The organism is Streptomyces sp. RFCAC02 (assembly GCF_004193175.1).
In the GTDB taxonomy this organism is placed as follows: domain Bacteria; phylum Actinomycetota; class Actinomycetes; order Streptomycetales; family Streptomycetaceae; genus Streptomyces.
Map to the genome: position 1 here is coordinate 3,147,711 of NZ_SAUH01000001.1, position 14,299 is coordinate 3,162,009.

The 14,299-nt window shown below is 75.5% G+C and carries 18 protein-coding genes; 13 read left to right on the forward strand and 5 right to left on the reverse strand.

Going from position 1 to position 14,299, the window contains the following annotated elements:
* Positions 1–6 precede the first annotated feature (6 nt).
* Entirely contained in the window at positions 7–978 is a 972-nt protein-coding gene (locus tag EMA09_RS14685; protein ID WP_168220730.1) for an aminoglycoside phosphotransferase family protein, read from the forward strand.
* Here EMA09_RS14685 and EMA09_RS14690 read toward each other — a convergent pair.
* On the reverse strand, positions 956–1,360 hold the full coding sequence (locus EMA09_RS14690; protein WP_129841486.1) for a VOC family protein: 405 nt from the start codon (positions 1,358–1,360) through the stop codon (positions 956–958). The genes EMA09_RS14685 and EMA09_RS14690 overlap by 23 nt on opposite strands.
* Before the next feature lie 27 nt (positions 1,361–1,387).
* Here EMA09_RS14690 and EMA09_RS14695 point away from each other — a divergent pair, with 27 nt between their 5' ends.
* Positions 1,388–2,116 (forward strand): helix-turn-helix domain-containing protein, encoded by a 729-nt coding sequence (locus EMA09_RS14695; protein WP_129841487.1) that lies wholly within the window; start codon positions 1,388–1,390, stop codon positions 2,114–2,116.
* A gap of 102 nt (positions 2,117–2,218) precedes the next feature.
* Here EMA09_RS14695 and EMA09_RS14700 read toward each other — a convergent pair whose 3' ends face one another.
* Positions 2,219–2,629: a VOC family protein gene (locus EMA09_RS14700; protein WP_129841488.1), complete on the reverse strand. Its 411-nt coding sequence runs from the start codon at positions 2,627–2,629 to the stop codon at positions 2,219–2,221.
* Between the two features lie 76 nt (positions 2,630–2,705).
* Positions 2,706–3,155: a MarR family transcriptional regulator gene (locus tag EMA09_RS14705; RefSeq protein WP_129841489.1), complete on the reverse strand. Its 450-nt coding sequence runs from the start codon at positions 3,153–3,155 to the stop codon at positions 2,706–2,708.
* Positions 3,156–3,337: 182 nt separating this feature from the next.
* Here EMA09_RS14705 and EMA09_RS14710 point away from each other — a divergent pair, with 182 nt between their 5' ends.
* The 4 genes from EMA09_RS14710 to EMA09_RS14725 all read left to right on the forward strand — a co-directional run bounded on the left by EMA09_RS14710 (position 3,338) and on the right by EMA09_RS14725 (position 6,755).
* Positions 3,338–4,603: an MFS transporter gene (locus EMA09_RS14710; RefSeq protein ID WP_129841490.1), complete on the forward strand. Its 1,266-nt coding sequence runs from the start codon at positions 3,338–3,340 to the stop codon at positions 4,601–4,603.
* Between the two features lie 118 nt (positions 4,604–4,721).
* Positions 4,722–4,976: a DUF4190 domain-containing protein gene (locus tag EMA09_RS14715; protein WP_129841491.1), complete on the forward strand. Its 255-nt coding sequence runs from the start codon at positions 4,722–4,724 to the stop codon at positions 4,974–4,976.
* A 121-nt stretch (positions 4,977–5,097) separates the two neighbouring features.
* Complete coding sequence (locus tag EMA09_RS14720; RefSeq protein ID WP_129841492.1) at positions 5,098–5,397, forward strand: putative quinol monooxygenase; 300 nt, start codon at positions 5,098–5,100, stop codon at positions 5,395–5,397.
* 29 nt (positions 5,398–5,426) lie between these two features.
* The gene (locus tag EMA09_RS14725; protein ID WP_129841493.1) at positions 5,427–6,755 is read left to right on the forward strand and encodes a VWA domain-containing protein; all 1,329 of its coding nucleotides are present in this window, start codon (positions 5,427–5,429) and stop codon (positions 6,753–6,755) included.
* Here EMA09_RS14725 and EMA09_RS14730 read toward each other — a convergent pair.
* Positions 6,742–7,917, reverse strand: a complete 1,176-nt coding sequence (locus EMA09_RS14730; RefSeq protein WP_240796398.1) for an NUDIX hydrolase — start codon at positions 7,915–7,917, stop codon at positions 6,742–6,744. The two genes, EMA09_RS14725 and EMA09_RS14730, sit on opposite strands and share 14 nt — an antisense overlap.
* Before the next feature lie 224 nt (positions 7,918–8,141).
* Between EMA09_RS14730 and EMA09_RS14735 the strand changes: the two genes are divergently transcribed.
* Together EMA09_RS14735 and EMA09_RS14740 are read left to right on the forward strand one after the other, a co-directional pair.
* Entirely contained in the window at positions 8,142–9,377 is a 1,236-nt protein-coding gene (locus EMA09_RS14735; protein ID WP_129841494.1) for an ATP-grasp domain-containing protein, read from the forward strand.
* Entirely contained in the window at positions 9,377–10,618 is a 1,242-nt protein-coding gene (locus EMA09_RS14740) for an NAD(P)-binding domain-containing protein (RefSeq protein ID WP_129841495.1), read from the forward strand. The genes EMA09_RS14735 and EMA09_RS14740 overlap by 1 nt, the downstream gene beginning before the upstream one ends.
* 53 nt (positions 10,619–10,671) lie before the next feature.
* Here the strand turns inward: EMA09_RS14740 and EMA09_RS14745 are convergent, their stop codons facing one another.
* On the reverse strand, positions 10,672–11,319 hold the full coding sequence (locus tag EMA09_RS14745) for an NAD(P)H-dependent oxidoreductase (protein WP_129841496.1): 648 nt from the start codon (positions 11,317–11,319) through the stop codon (positions 10,672–10,674).
* Between the two features lie 121 nt (positions 11,320–11,440).
* On the opposite strand from EMA09_RS14745, the gene EMA09_RS14750 reads away from it, so the two are divergent.
* Genes EMA09_RS14750 through EMA09_RS14770 form a run of 5 tightly spaced genes read left to right on the forward strand, consistent with a single transcriptional unit; the run spans position 11,441 to position 14,297 of the window.
* Positions 11,441–11,821 (forward strand): helix-turn-helix domain-containing protein, encoded by a 381-nt coding sequence (locus EMA09_RS14750; RefSeq protein ID WP_129841497.1) that lies wholly within the window; start codon positions 11,441–11,443, stop codon positions 11,819–11,821.
* Between the two features lie 16 nt (positions 11,822–11,837).
* Positions 11,838–12,758, forward strand: coding sequence for a J domain-containing protein (locus tag EMA09_RS14755; RefSeq protein ID WP_240796399.1), 921 nt, complete (start codon positions 11,838–11,840; stop codon positions 12,756–12,758).
* A 9-nt stretch (positions 12,759–12,767) separates the two neighbouring features.
* Complete coding sequence (locus tag EMA09_RS14760; RefSeq protein ID WP_129841498.1) at positions 12,768–13,118, forward strand: rhodanese-like domain-containing protein; 351 nt, start codon at positions 12,768–12,770, stop codon at positions 13,116–13,118.
* A 2-nt stretch (positions 13,119–13,120) separates the two neighbouring features.
* A complete protein-coding gene (locus EMA09_RS14765) occupies positions 13,121–13,693 on the forward strand; it encodes a TetR/AcrR family transcriptional regulator (protein ID WP_129841499.1) in 573 nt (190 codons plus the stop codon).
* Positions 13,694–13,703: 10 nt separating this feature from the next.
* Complete coding sequence (locus EMA09_RS14770; RefSeq protein WP_129841500.1) at positions 13,704–14,297, forward strand: sugar O-acetyltransferase; 594 nt, start codon at positions 13,704–13,706, stop codon at positions 14,295–14,297.
* Positions 14,298–14,299 lie beyond the last annotated feature (2 nt).

The window sequence follows — 14,299 nt, forward strand, 5'->3', positions numbered from 1 at the left end:
GCCACCATGAGACAGCAGATGCTCACTGCAAGTGATCGTGGTGGCGAGGAAGCGGCGCCGGCCGCCGTGCGGGAAACGGTGGCGGCCGTGGCGCGGCGGCACGGCGTCCCGTCCGCGGCGGTGCGCCCGGTGCCGGTCGCGGGCGAGGCGGCGTACACCTGGTACCTCGGGGACGGGCTGGTCGCCAAGGTCGCGCGGCGGTCGCCCGGGCCGGTCGCCGACCTGCGGAAGGAGGCCGTCGTCATCCCGTACGCCGCGCGGCTCGGGGTGCGCGTGCCCGAGATCGTCGAGGACGGCGGCGCGGCGGACGTCCCGTACCTCCTGCTGCGCCGGATACGGGGCACGGTGCCCGGCGGTGGCGAGCCGTCGCCGGCCGTCCACCGCGCGCTGGGCCGTGAGCTCGCCCTCCTGCACGGGGCCGGGCCGCCGGCTTCCGCGCTCCCCGGTGTGCCGGTGGAGGACGTGGCGGGAGATCCGCGGCCGGGCGTGGACCGCTCGGCGGCGGAGGGGTGGATCGGCCCGGGGCCGGCGCGCTGGCTGGGGGACTGGTGCGACCGGCTCACCGGGCTCGCGGCGCAGGCGGTGGTCCGGCCGGTCCTGATCCACGGCGACGTCTCCGCGCTGAACATCCTGGTGGACGCTCCCGCGGACGGTGGTGCGGTGACACTGGTCGACTGGGGGGACGCGGCGGTCACCGACCCGGCGGTCGAGTTCGCGAAGGTGCCGCCGAGGTCGCTCGGCGACGTGTTCACCGGGTACGGGGTCCCGCCGGGCGAGGCCGGCGTGTGGTGGGCGCGCGTCCTGCTGCTCCACCTGAGCTGGGCCGTCGCCCGGCTCGGGGACGGCCCCCGGCCTGGAGCGCCGCACTGGAGCGCCCAGCCCGGGAACCGCCTGCTCGAACTGCTCCGTCTCTTCGCGGACCCGGACGGCGGCGCCCCGGCGGTGCCGGACGCCGTCAGGCCGGTGCCGGTTCGATGAGGTCCCAGCGGTTGCCGTACCGGTCGGCGATCACGACGACCCGGCCGTACGGCTCGTTCCTCGGCTCCCCCTCGAAGGAGACACCGGCCTCCTTCAGACGGCGGCAGTCGGTGTCGAAGGTGTCGGTGTAGAGGAAGAAGGCGACCCGGCCGCCGGTCTGGTCGCCGACGCGGGCGGTCTGCCGTTCACCGTCCGCGCGGGCGAGCAGCAGGCCCGTCTGGGCGTCCCGGCCCGGCGCGACGACGACCCAGCGCTTGTTGGGCCTGCCCGGTTCGTGGACGGGCAGGTCGGAGAGGAGTTCGAAGCCGAGGACGGAGGTGTAGTAGGCGATGGCCTCGTCGTAGTCGGGGACGAGGAGCGTGATCAGTCCGAGATGGCGCACGGCAGCAGCGTGCCACGATGGGGAACCATGTACAGGGAACGACCGGCGCGCTCGGCGGTGCTCGGCGCGGCGCGGGTGTGGCGGGGCACGGCCGGGCCGGGCGGTCGGATCCTGCCGGACGGGTGCATGGACCTGCTGTGGGACGGCGCGTGTCTGACGGTGGCCGGCCCGGACCGGCGGGCGTTCGTCGTCCCGGATACGGGGCGGCGCGTGGAGACGGTCGGTGTGCGGTTCGAACCGGGCGTGGGACCCGCCGTATTCGGGGTGCGGGCGGACGAGCTGACCGGGCTGCGCGTCCCCCTGGCGGACCTGTGGTCGCCGCGCGCCGTGCGGGAGCCCGCCGAACGGCTGGGGTCCATCGCGCCGGGCGGCCGGACCGGCGATGCGCTGGAGGCGTTCGCGGCACGGTTGCTCGCCCGGTCGGCCTCGCCGCCGCCCGCGTGGCGCCGGGAGGCGGTGGCGGCCCTCGGCGCGGGGCTCGGAGTGGCGGCCACGGCGCGCCGGACCGGGCTGGGCGAGCGGCAGTTCAGACGGTGGTGCACCGGGGCGTTCGGCTACGGGCCGAAGACGCTGGGCCGCATCCTCCGCCTGCAGCGGGCCCTGCGGTACGGGGACGCCGGGGTGCCGGCGGCGTCGGTGGCCGCGCTGGCCGGGTACGCGGACCAGGCGCACCTGGCGCGCGACGTGCGTGACCTGGCCGGTGTGCCGTGGTCGCGGCTGCGACGCGACCGGCGCCCTGCCGGCGGCGCGTCCTGACGCGGGACGGCTCCGGGCCCCGCGCGGCCGCCCCACCCGGGTCCCGGGCGGCGCGGCGAGCGGGGACGGCTCGGCCGGGGCGCTGCCGGGCCGGGACGGGGCTCAGCTGGGGCTCTCCGCCTGGGGGAGCGGCGCGAACAGGTCCACCGGGTTGCCGTCCGGGTCGAGGACGATGGCGTAGCGCTGGCCCCAGAAGGCGTCCCAGGGCGCCTTCTCACCGGTGTAGCCGGCCTGCGTCAGCTCCGTCCACAGGGTGTCGACCTCGGTCGGTCCCTCGCACAGGAAGGCCAGGCTGAGCCGGTGCCCGCCCTGCGGCGGCGTCCAGTCCGGGAGGAACGCGCGCACCGTGTCCGCCGTGTCCCAGGCGAGCCGTCCGCCGCCCGGCAGGGTGATCTCCACGTGCGGCTGCCTGTCCGCGTCGGCCGGGACGGCGAGCCCGAGGCGCCGGTAGAACGCCAGGGAGGCGGCCATGTCGTCGGTGATGATGCCGAACAGGTCGAGTCGAGGTGTCATGCCCGCAGGCTACGCACGGGCCTCGGCCCGGTTCTTGAAGGAATCGGCCGTGTCGGTGTCCGCGGCGCGTCGCAGGTCAGGCGGCCGGCCGGAGCGTGCGGACGGCCGCGGCGAGCGGGGCGAGCTCCGGCCGCCGCTCGGCGTCGGCGAGGGCCTCGGCGAGCGCGCGGTCGTTCGTCGGCCCCGCCTCGGCGAGCAGCCGGGCGCCCGCCGCGGTGACGTCCGTGTAGATGCTGCGCCGGTCGGTGGGGCAGAGGTAGCGGGAGAGCAGGCCGCGGTCCTCCAGGCGGGTCACCAGGCGGGTGGTGGCGCTGAGGCTGAGGACGACGGCGTCGGCCAGCTCGTTCATCCGGAAGTGGCCGCCGTCCCCGTCGTGCTGCCCGCTGAGGACGCCGAGCACGGAGAACTCGCGCACGCTGATGCCGTGCGCGGACTGGAGGGCCTTCTCGATGTGGCTCTCGATGCGGTTGTGCAGGGCCGAGAGGGCGCACCAGCTCTGCGCGAGGGCCGGCTCCGGTCGTGACATGGCCCTCTCCCTTCGGCGCGGCGGACTCCACCAGGGTAAGCGACCGCGCAATATTCGGCGCGGGCCGCTAGAGGGCTACCGGTAATAGGCGCGTCAGCAATATAGCGCGCTTGCAACTATCGGCGTACGCGCGTACTGTCGCCGTCCTGTGCGGTCATCCACCAACCGAGGAGGGGACTCCCGTGCCCGTCGCACTCCTGGCCCTGGCGATCGGTGCGTTCGGCATCGGCACCACCGAGTTCGCCGTCACCGGTCTGCTGCCGCAGTTCGAGGCCGAGTTCGGCGTGTCCACCTCGACGGCGGGCGCCACCGCCACGGGGTACGCGCTCGGCGTCGTGATCGGCGCGCCCGTCATCGCGATCCTCGGGGCCAAGGCGCCCCCGAAACGCGTCCTCACCGCGATGATGGTCCTCTTCGTCCTCGGCAACGCCCTCTCGGCCGTCGCCCCCGCCTTCTCCGTGCTGCTCGCCGGCCGGGTCGTCTCCTCCCTCGCCCACGGCGCGTTCTTCGGCATCGGGTCGGTGGTCGCCGCGCGCATGGTGGCCCCCGGGCAGCGGGCGCGTGCCATCGCGCTGATGTTCACCGGCCTGACGGTCGCGAACGTCGCGGGCGTCCCCCTGGCCACCCTCATCGGACAGCGCCTCGACTGGCGCATCAGCTTCGCCGCCATCGCGGGCGTCGGGGTCGTGGCACTCGCCGGAGTCCTCCTCCTCGTCCCCGCCGACGCCGGCCGCACGTCCGCACAGCCCCAGGCCCGGGGACGGGCCGGCTCGCTGCGCGCCGAACTGGCCGCCCTCCGCCACCCGCAGGTGCTGCTCGCGCTCGGCATGACGATCCTCGGCTTCGGCGGCGTGTTCGCCGCCATCACGTACATCGCCGAGATGATGACCGGAAGCGCCGGCTATGCGGAGAGCGACGTCACGTGGCTGCTGATCCTCTTCGGTGCCGGCATGGTGGTGGGCAACCTCGTCGGCGGCCGGTACGCGGACCGAGCCCCGATGCGGCTGCTCGCCGTGACGATCGGCGGTCTCGCCGCGCTCCTCGCCCTGTTCACGGTGACGGCGCACGACAAGGCGGCGGCGGCCGTGACGCTCACGCTGATCGGCGCGTTCGGCTTCGCCTCGGTCCCCCCGCTGCAGAAGCGCGTCCTCGACCACGCGGGCGGAGCGCCGACCCTGGCGTCCGCGCTGAACATCGGCGCCTTCAACCTCGGCAACGCGCTCGCCGCCTGGCTCGGCGGCCTCGTCCTGGCCACCGGAGCCGACGCCACCAGGGCCAACCTGGTGGGCAGCGGCATGGCCCTGGCGGCGCTCGCGCTCGCGGGCGCCGCCGCCGTCCTGGAGCGGCGCGGTGCTCCCCGTGCCGGGAGCGGCGGGCGGGTCGCCGCCGCATCCCCCCGGACGGCCCCCGCCGCCACGGAAGCCCCGCCCGCCGGCGCGCCCAGGTGACCCGACGGGGCTCCGCCGTACTCGCGCCGTGTGCTCCTCCGTTTCACGGGTAACCGGAACCTCGGCGAACGAATGACCTGAACGAGACGCAAGCGACACGAATGTGACGGAGGCGGAGATGGCAGGGCATTACGCGAGTACGCGACAGAACAGCAACGCCATGGCGGTGGCGAGCCTCGTCTGCGGCATCGTCGGCCTGTTCCTGGCCGGGATACCCCTCGGTGTGATCGCCATCGTGCTCGGCATGCTCGCGAACCGCGGCACCCCGACCGGTATGGCAAAGGCCGGTGTCATCCTCGGAGCGATCGACATCGTCCTGGCGATCGTGGCGATCGCCGCGATGGGCGGTGGCGGGTGGTACATCGGCGGCTGACCCCGCGCCGCCACGCGGTGCCGACCACGGCCCGTACCGGATTCCCTGCCGGTGCGGGCCGTGACGCGTGTGCTCCCGTACCACTCTTGAGGCCGCGGTGGGCCGGTGGTAGGCAGGGGACATGAGCTACGGATACATCGGCAGCATGCGCACACAGCCCGGCCGCCGCGACGAGGTGATCGGCCTGCTGCTGCGCTCCGCCGACGCGCTGAAGGACCACGGCTGCCGGGCGTACGTGGTGGCCCGCGCGGCCGGCGACCCGGATCTGATCTGGGTCACGGAGGTCTGGACGGACAAGGAGGCGCACGACGCGTCCCTGCGCCTGCCCGCGGCTCAGGAGTCGATCCGGGCGGCGATGCCCCTGCTGACCGGTGAGTTCACCCGCGAGGAGACCGAGATCGCGGGCGGCCTCGGGGTCTGATTCCGGCCACCGTGCCGCACACTGGCGACGTGACCCCGATACACCTCGCCAAGGGCGCGAACATGCCGGTCGGCGTCCCCTCGGTGCGGGCCGTCCTGTCCTGGACGGCCGCGCCGGGCGGACCGGACGCCGACGCCTCCGCGCTGCTGCTGACCGCCGACGGACGCGTCCGCGACGACCACGACTTCGTCTTCTACAACCAGCCGGTCCATCCCGCCGGCGCGGTACGGCACCTCGGCAAGCAGCCGGGCACCGACACCGTGGAGGTGGACCTCGCAGCGCTCGAACCCGGCGTCGAACGAGTGCTGCTCGCCGCGTCGGCGGACGGCGGGACGTTCGGCGGGCTCGCCGACCTGCGCATGCTGCTGCTGGACGCGGCGACCGGCCGGGAACTCGCCGTCTTCCCCATGACGGCGGCGGCGGAGACGGCGTTCATCGGCGGCGAGCTGTATCTGCGCTCCGGCCAGTGGAAGTTCCGTGCGGTGGGGCAGGGGTACGACAGCGGCCTCGCGGGCCTCGCCACCGACTTCGGCATCGGCGTGGACGACGACGCGCCCCCGCCCGTGCCGGAACCGGAGCCCGCCGCGCCCGCGGTACGTCTCACCAAGGGCGAGGAACGCCTGCCCGTCGACATGCGGGGGCGGCTCTCCCTGCGCAAGGAACAGATCGCCGTCAGCCTCGCCAAGCGTGGGGCCGGCGGGGTCCGCGCCCGCGTCGTCCTCGTCCTGGACGCCTCCGGGTCGATGAGCCACCTGTACCGCGAGCGCGTCGTCCACGGCGTCGTGGAGCGCATGGCCGCCGTCGCCGCGAGCCTCGACGACGACGGCGCGATGCAGGCGTGGACCTTCGCGTCGAAGCCGGCCCGGCTGCCGGACCTCGCACTGGGCGACCTCCCGCGCTGGCTGGAACTGCACGTCCGCGGCTCGGAGATGGGCCGGAAGGCCAGGCGCGGGAAACTGACCGACGGCCAGGTGGACATGTCCCGCATCGGCTTCGGCAACAACGAGCACCTCGTCATCGGGCAGGTCCGCTCCTTCGTGAAGGGCTCGTCCGCGACCGTGCCGACGCTCGTGCTGTTCTTCTCGGACGGCGGCGTCTACCAGAACGCGCTCATCGAGAAGCAGCTGCGGGCCGCGGCGGACGAGCCGGTCTTCTGGCAGTTCGTGGGCCTCGGCAGCGGCGGCTTCGGTGTGCTGGAGCGGTTCGACACCCTGCCGGACCGCGAAATCGACAACGTCGGCTTCTTCGCGGTCGACGACATCGCCGCCATGGCCGACGCCGACCTGTACGACCGGCTGCTGTCGGAGTTCCCGGCGTGGCTGACGGCGGCGCGCGCGGCCGGCGTCATCGGGGACTGACGCGCTCCGTCCCGGCCGGGCCGGGGAGCCCCTCCGCCGGCACGTCCGAGACGGCCGACTCCGGTGCGGCCGGGACGCCCCACCGCTCCGCCGCGATCCGTACGGCCGCCGCGGCCTGCTCGTGCGCGGGAGCCCCCCAGCCCAGCAGCTCCGCGGCCTGCGCCGGTGTCGCGAGCAGGCGCGGGTAGGTGAGGCCGGTCGCCGGGTCGGGAGCGGCGGGGCCGATGCCGGTCAGCCGCCCGGCCATGGCGACACGGGCGCAGGGGCCGAGCCCCTGGTGCCCGCCCGCAGCGTCGGGGACGTGGCCGAGGACGCGGGGATCCGTGACCCTGGCGGCGGCCGTGTCGTACGCCTCCCGCACGAGCGCGGCGCCGGGATCGCCCCCGTCGCGTCCCACCAGGGGGCCGCCGGGCAGGAGGATGTGCCGCCCGCCCGGGTGGACGAGCAGCAGCACCCGTCCGTCGGGCGCGAAGAGCCACCCCCACGAGCGCACCGGCGGCAGCGCCGTGGGCAGCTCGGTCCCCGGCCGCCAGGGCCGGGACGCCCCGTCGCCCGGCCTGCCGACGACCCGGTGCCGGTCGAGGACCGGCAGCGGCCCGGCGTGCCGGCCGTCCTGGAGGTAGACGGGCCCGGGCCGGCCCCACCGCGCCCGCAGCGCGGCCAGCAGCCGGCGCGCCTCGCCCGGCGCCATGCGCGCCGCCGCCTCCTCGGCGGGGAGGAACCGCGCGCCCGCCAGCTCGTCGGCCGGCAGGCGGAGCCGGCCGACGGTCTCGGTGGGCAGGGTGCCGCCGTCGAAGACGAAGTGGACATCGCCGGGGAACGGCAGGTCGTCCGGGATGCCCTCCGCGCGCGGCCCCACGTGGTCCACGGCGAGGACACCGCTCGGCCGCAGGTCGAGGCCGGTCTCCTCGGCGATCTCGCGGCGGCAGCCCTCGGCCGGGGTCTCCCCCGCCTCGACGCCCCCGCCGGGGAGCAGCAGCGTGTCGCGGTACGTCGGCTCGACGACGAGGACGCGGCCGTACGGATCGGTGATGACGGCCGTCGCGCTGAGCCAGACCGCATGGCGGGAGGCGGCGTACTCGGCGTTCGTCATGTCGGGTTCCCGGGCCGGCCGGGGCTGCGGGACCTGCCCGGACACGGCGGCGGGTCGGGCGTGCTGCATGGGGGGTATCACCTTCGACGGGGTGCGGAGTGGGCCGGTCCCTCCCTAACGCCGCGCCGGGTCGCGAGGACACGGCCGACCGGGGGAGTACCCGCAGCGCGCACTGATCGTCGTATCGAGTGCAGGTCGGACCAATGGGCCGCCCGAACGCTTTCCGCCCGGCCGATCGCGGACGCGGCCGCCGCCGCGGCGCCGGTGCGCGGGCGGCGATGAAGGATCACCCCATGCCACCGCTCGACGCGCGGGTCCCCGCCCTCCTGCTGCGCCTGGACCGCAACCCGTTCCACCACGGCTCGCTGGGAGCGGTCAGGTCGCTGGGACGGGCCGGGGTCGAGGTCCACGCGTTCACGGAGTCGGACGACGTGCCGCTGGCCCGCTCCCGCCACCTCGCAGCCGCGCACCCGTTCCCCGGCGACCCGGCCTCCCCCGACGCCGTCGCCCGCGCGCTCCTGGCCGCGGCACGGCGGATCGGGCGGCCCGCGGCGCTGATCCCGATGGACGACCTCGGCGCCCTCACCGCGGCCCGTATCGCCCCGCGGATCGCGTCCGCGTTCCTGCTGCCCGGCGCCCCGCCCGACGTGGTCGAGGCGGTGGCGGACAAGGCGGCGCTCGCCGACCTCTGCGCGCGCCACCGCGTACCGCACCCGCGCACCGTCGTGCCCGAAGGCCCGGCCGACGTCACGGCGGCCGTCCGCGCGCTCGGGCTGCCGCTCGTCGCCAAGTGGTCGCGCCCGTGGCTGCTGCCGCCGGGCACGGGGCTGCGCAGCACGGTCGTCGTCCGCACGGCGGCCGATGCGCTGCGGCTTTACGAGCGCGCGCCGCGGGCCGGCAGCCGTCTGCTGCTCCAGCGGTTCGTGCGCGGCGGCCCTGGCGCCGACTGGTTCTTCCACGGGACCTTCGCGGCGGACGGGACATGCCTCCTCGCCGGGACCGGCCGCAAGGACCTGGCGTGGCCGCGACCCGCCGGAGGGACCGCGGTGGGCCGCTGGCTGCCGAACCCGCCGCTCACCGCCCTGGCCCGCGATCTGGCGGCACGCCTCGGCTTCCGCGGCGTCGTGGACCTGGACTTCCGGCGCGACCCGGCAGGGGGCGCGTACCACCTGCTCGACTTCAATCCGCGCCCCGGCGCGCAGTTCCGGCTGTTCGCCGACCGCTCCGGGCTCGACGTCGTCCGCGCGCTGCACCTCGACCTCACCGGGCGGCGTCCCGAGCGGCCGGCACCGGCGCGCCCGGCGGGGGCGTGGCGGACGTTCGTCGTGGAGAGCCACGGGCTCCTCGCGGCGCTGGCGGGGGCAAGGCGGGGCGAGCGGTGGTGGGGCGGCCGGCCGGGCGGGCGGGGGGAGACCGAGTGGGCGTGGTTCGCGGCGGACGACCCGGCGCCGTTCTGCGCCGTGGCGGGGGCGTGGGCGCGCCGCCTGGTGCGCCGGACCGGCAGGACAGTGGGAGAAGGAGACGCCTGATGCATGACCTCGTTGTGGTGGGTGCCGGTCCGTACGGGCTGTCCGTCGCCGCGCACGCAGCGGCCGCCGGACTCGACGTACGGGTGTTCGGGCGGGCGATGGCGTCGTGGCGCGACCACATGCCGGCGGGGATGTACCTGAAGTCGGAGCCCTGGGCCTCCGACCTGTCGGCGCCCGGGGAGGGCACGTCGTTCGCCGCGTACGCCGCCGCGCACGGGCTGCGCGCCGAGCACGGCAGACCGCTGCCGATCGGCGCGTTCACGCGCTACGGCCTGTGGTTCGCGGACCGGCTGCCGGTGCCGGTCGAGGACAGGACGGTCACCGCCGTCCTGCCGCGCGCGCCGGGCTTCCGCCTGGAGACGGCGGACGGGGGCACGGTGGACGCGCGCGCCGTCGCGATGGCGCCGGGGGTGATGCCCTTCGTGCACCTGCCGGGCGCCCTCCGCGACCTGCCGCTGGGGCTGGCGTCCCACAGCAGCGACCACCGGGACCTGGCCCGTTTCCGCGACCGGGACGTCGTCGTGCTGGGGGCGGGACAGGCGGCGCTGGAGACGGCCGCGCTGCTCGCGGAAGAAGGCGCGCGCCCCGTACTGATCGCGCGCGCCGGCGCGATCCGGTGGAACACGCTCCCTCTCCCGCTGCGACGCAGCCCTCTGTCCACCCTGCGCGCCCCCCACAGCGGCCTGGGCACCGGCTGGTCGAGCTGGGCCTGGTCCCGGCTGCCGGGCGCCGTGCGCCTGCTGCCGGCGCAGGCGAGGACGCACATCGCCCGGACCGCTCTCGGCCCCGCGGGCGCCTGGTGGCTGCGGGAGCGCGTGGAGGGCGTGGTGCCGGTGCGGCTCGGCCTGCGGGTCGTCCGTGCCGTGCCGGACGGTGACGCGGCCCGCCTGCGCATCGACCTGGCGCCGACGGAGGGGGCCGGCGTGTGCGAGTCCGCCGAGGCCGACCACGTGATCGCGGCAACCGGGTTCGAGCCGGACCTGCGCCGGCTGCGCGTCCTCGACGCCTCGCTGCGCGAGACGCTGCGGACGGTCCGGGGCACGGCGTCCCCCGATCTGACGGCCGCGTTCGCCTCGTCGCACCCGGGGCTGTTCTTCGCCGGGCTGCTGACGGCGCCGGTGTTCGGGCCTTCGATGCGGTTCGTGTACGGCGCCTCGTTCGCGGCGCCGCGGCTGGTGGCGGGCGTACGGGCGCATCTGGCCGCGACGGAGCCCCGGCCCCGCGCCCTGGCCGCGCGCTGACGCGGGGGGTCGGGGGCCGGCCGGGCCCCGACCCCCCGCCGGCGCCGCGTCGGTCAGGCGGCCAGCCGGGACGCCAGCTCGCGGGCCGTCGAACGGGCGGTCTCGTGGGCGGTGGCCTCCGACTCCTTGGCCTTGTCCAGCAGCGGCGCCATGGCCGGGACCACCGAGGCGAGGGTCAGCTCGGGGACGATGAACGTGACGTCGAGCTGGAGCGAGCCGCCGAGCAGCCACTGCAGGTAGGGGTGGTTGAAGTCGTTGCCCGCCATCGGGGTGCCCTCGGCGTAGGAGCCGCCCCGGCTGGTGACGACGGTCACCGGCTTGCCGGCGATCGTCGAGGTCTCACCGGCCGTGCGGCCGGGGACGATCACGTGGTCGAACCACGACTTCAGCGTGGAGGGGATCGAGTAGTTGTACAGCGGGGCGCCGATCACGACGGCGTCGGCGTTCTCCAGCTCCTCGATCAGCTGCTCGCGCAGCGCGAAGGACTCGGTCTGCTCGGGGGTGCGCTCGGCCGGCGGGGTGTTCTGGGTGTGGTAGGCGATGCCGGTCAGGTGGGGCAGCGGGTCGGCGGCGAGGTCGCGGTAGACGACCGTGCCCTCCGGGTGCTCCTGCTCCCATGTCTCGCGGAACGTGCGCGTGACGGCGCGGGAGACGGACGCGTCGCCGTTGAGCGAGGAGTCGAGGTGAAGGAGCGTGGCCATGGGGACCTCCTGTGGGGCGGTGATCTCAGGTACTGTGGTTACGTACTCAACTATTAGTACCACAGGTAGCTTACTTTTCTGCACCGACGAGAAAGTCTCATATCACCGTTAGGCTGATGACATGCAGGACGCACGGGACAGTGAAGGGGCGGGCGTCTGTACGGAGCCCGGCTCCTCCATCACGCGCGTCTTCGAGGTGTTCGGGAAGCGCTGGACCGGCCTCCTCATCGCCGCACTGCTCACCGGCCCCGGCTACTTCGGCGAGCTCAAGCGTGCCGTCCCCGGAATCAGCGAGCGCATGCTCTCCGACCGCCTCTCCGAGCTGGCAGCCCTCGGCCTCCTCACCCGGCGTGTCGTGGACGGCCCGCCCCTGCGCGTGAGCTACGAACTCACCCGGGCCGGCTACGAACTGCGTCCTGCCCTCGTCGAGTTGAGCCGCTGGGCCGAGAACCACCTCGGCCCCGAGGAAGCCGAGAGGTGCCCCAGGGCACTGCGGCCCTGACCCGTACCCTGTCCGGATGGCAGCGACCCCCGAAGACCCCGCCACACCACAGGCCGTCCCCTCCCCCGCAGAGCCCGACGCCACGGACGCGGCGGCGTACGACGAGGCCACGCAGCGGCTCGCCCGCGCGGTCGGCGCCGCGGAGACGGCGCTGATCGAGTTCGAGATCGCCGTCGAGACCTTCCGCATCGAGGTGGAAAACTTCTCCCGCCTCCACGAGGAACGCCTCGGCCCCCTGTACGCCCGCCTGGAGGAACTGGACGCCGCCATCGCCGAGGCCGTCGCCGCCCGCACCGGCGACCCCGAGGACGAGCGCCGCGCCCGCGAGCTGCGCGCCGCCATCATGCCGATGCCCGGCGTCGCCGAACTCTTCCACGGCTGGCTCGACGGCGACGGCTTCAGCCCCGAGGGCTACGCCATGCTCACCCAGCAGTCCGTGCAGCGGCCCCCGCGCGTCCGGCCGAGCGACGAGGCGCGCCGCCTCTACCGGGAGCTGGTCCGCCGCTGCCACCCCGACCTGGCCACCGACGCCAACGAACGCGACCGCCGCGACGCGTTCGTCGCCCGCGTGAACCAGGCGTACGCGCGCGGCGACGAGGCCGCCCTGCGCGAGCTCGCCGACGAGTGGGAGCGCGGCCCGGCCCCCGAGCCCGGCCGGATGCCGGCCGACGAGCTGTACGCCCGCCTGGAGTGGCTCGCCGCGCGCAAGGACCTCCTCGCCGACGCCGTGGCCGCCCTGGAGGACAGCGCGGTCGGCTCCATGCTGCGCATGGCCGGCGGGGACCCGGACGGCATGCTGGACGAGATCGCGGAGGGCCTGCGGCGCCGCGTCGCCGAGCGCGAGGCCGAACTCGCCGGTCTCCTCGCCGACGACCCGGGCACAGCGGACGGTACGGGTCCCGCGGAGCCGGGCGGCGGCGACGGGCCGGCGCGTTAGGGTCGGCGCATGACCTTCGCACCGCTTCCGTCCACGCCCGCCACCGCCGTTCCCGCCGACGCGCCGCTCCTGGACGTCCGCGAGCCCGACGAGTGGGCCGCAGGCCACGCGGACGGCGCGACGCACGTCCCGATGAGCCAGGTCGTGGCACGCCTGGAGGAGATCACGGGCCTCGCCGCCCGGCACGACGGTCCGCTGTATGTGATCTGCAAGGTCGGCGGGCGTTCCGCGCAGGTCGCGCAGTACCTGGCGCAGCGCGGCCTCGACGTGGTCAACGTCGACGGCGGCATGCTCGCGTGGGAGGCGGCGGGCCGTCCGATGGCGGCGGAGGCGCCCGGCGTCGAGCCGCACGTCCTGTGAGCGTGCCGCGGCAGTCCTCCCCGGAGGCGTCCGCGCGGGAGCGCCTGATCGAGAGCGCCCGCGCGCTGCTGTGGGAGCGCGGTTACGTCGGCACCAGCCCGAAGGCCATCCAGCAGCGCGCCGGCGCGGGCCAGGGCAGCATGTACCACCACTTCCCCGGCAAGCAGGCGCTCGCCCTGGCCGCGATCCGGCGCACGGCCGACGCGCTGCGCGCCGCGGCCGACGAGGCGCTGTCCGCTCCGGGGGCGCCGGCGGAGCGCGTCGCCGGCTACCTGCGCCGTGAGCGCGACGTGCTGCGCGGCTGCCCGATCGGCCGCCTCACGCAGGACCCCGACGTGATGGCCGACCCCGTGCTGCGCGCCCCGGTCGAGGAGACGTTCGCCTGGCTGCGGGAGCGCGTCGCGGCGGTCCTCGCCGAGGACCCGCGGCCCGCGGCCGAGCCCGCCGCTCTGGCGGCCGCCGTCGTCGCCGTCCTGCAAGGGGGTTACGTCCTCGCGCGCGCGGCGGACGATTCCAGGTCATTCGATCTGGCGATTTCCGGCATTCTGTCCCTTTTGGAGGGATCCGGGCGGTAGAACGGACGGCATGACCAGCGTCGTCCCGGACCCCGACCCGCGGTCCATGAAGGCCCGCATGCTCGCCGGCGAGCCCTACCTCGCCGACGACCCCGAGCTGGCCGCGGACGCGGCCCGCGGCCACCGGCTCGCCCGGCGCTTCAACGCCACCGCCGACGACGACCCCGACCGCGTCGCCGTCCTCGCCGAACTCCTCGGCCACCTCGGGGAGGGCGCCTACGTCCGCCCGCCGCTCCAGGTGGACTACGGCATCCACATCTCCATCGGCCCCCGCACGTTCGTCAACTGCGGAGCGGTCCTCCTCGACTGCGCCCCCATCACCATCGGCGCCGACGTCCAGTTCGGTCCGAACGTCCAGCTCCTGACGCCGACCCACCCGCTGGAGGCGGGGCCGCGCCGCGCGAAGTGGGAGGCGGCGCGGCCGATCACCATCGGCGACAACGTGTGGCTCGGCGGGGGTGTCATCGTCTGCCCCGGCGTCACCATCGGCGCGAACACGGTCGTCGGCGCCGGGGCGGTCGTCACCCGGGACCTGCCGGCGGACGTCCTCGCCGTCGGGAACCCGGCCCGGACCGTGCGCGCCCTGGACCCGGGCGGAGCGTAGCG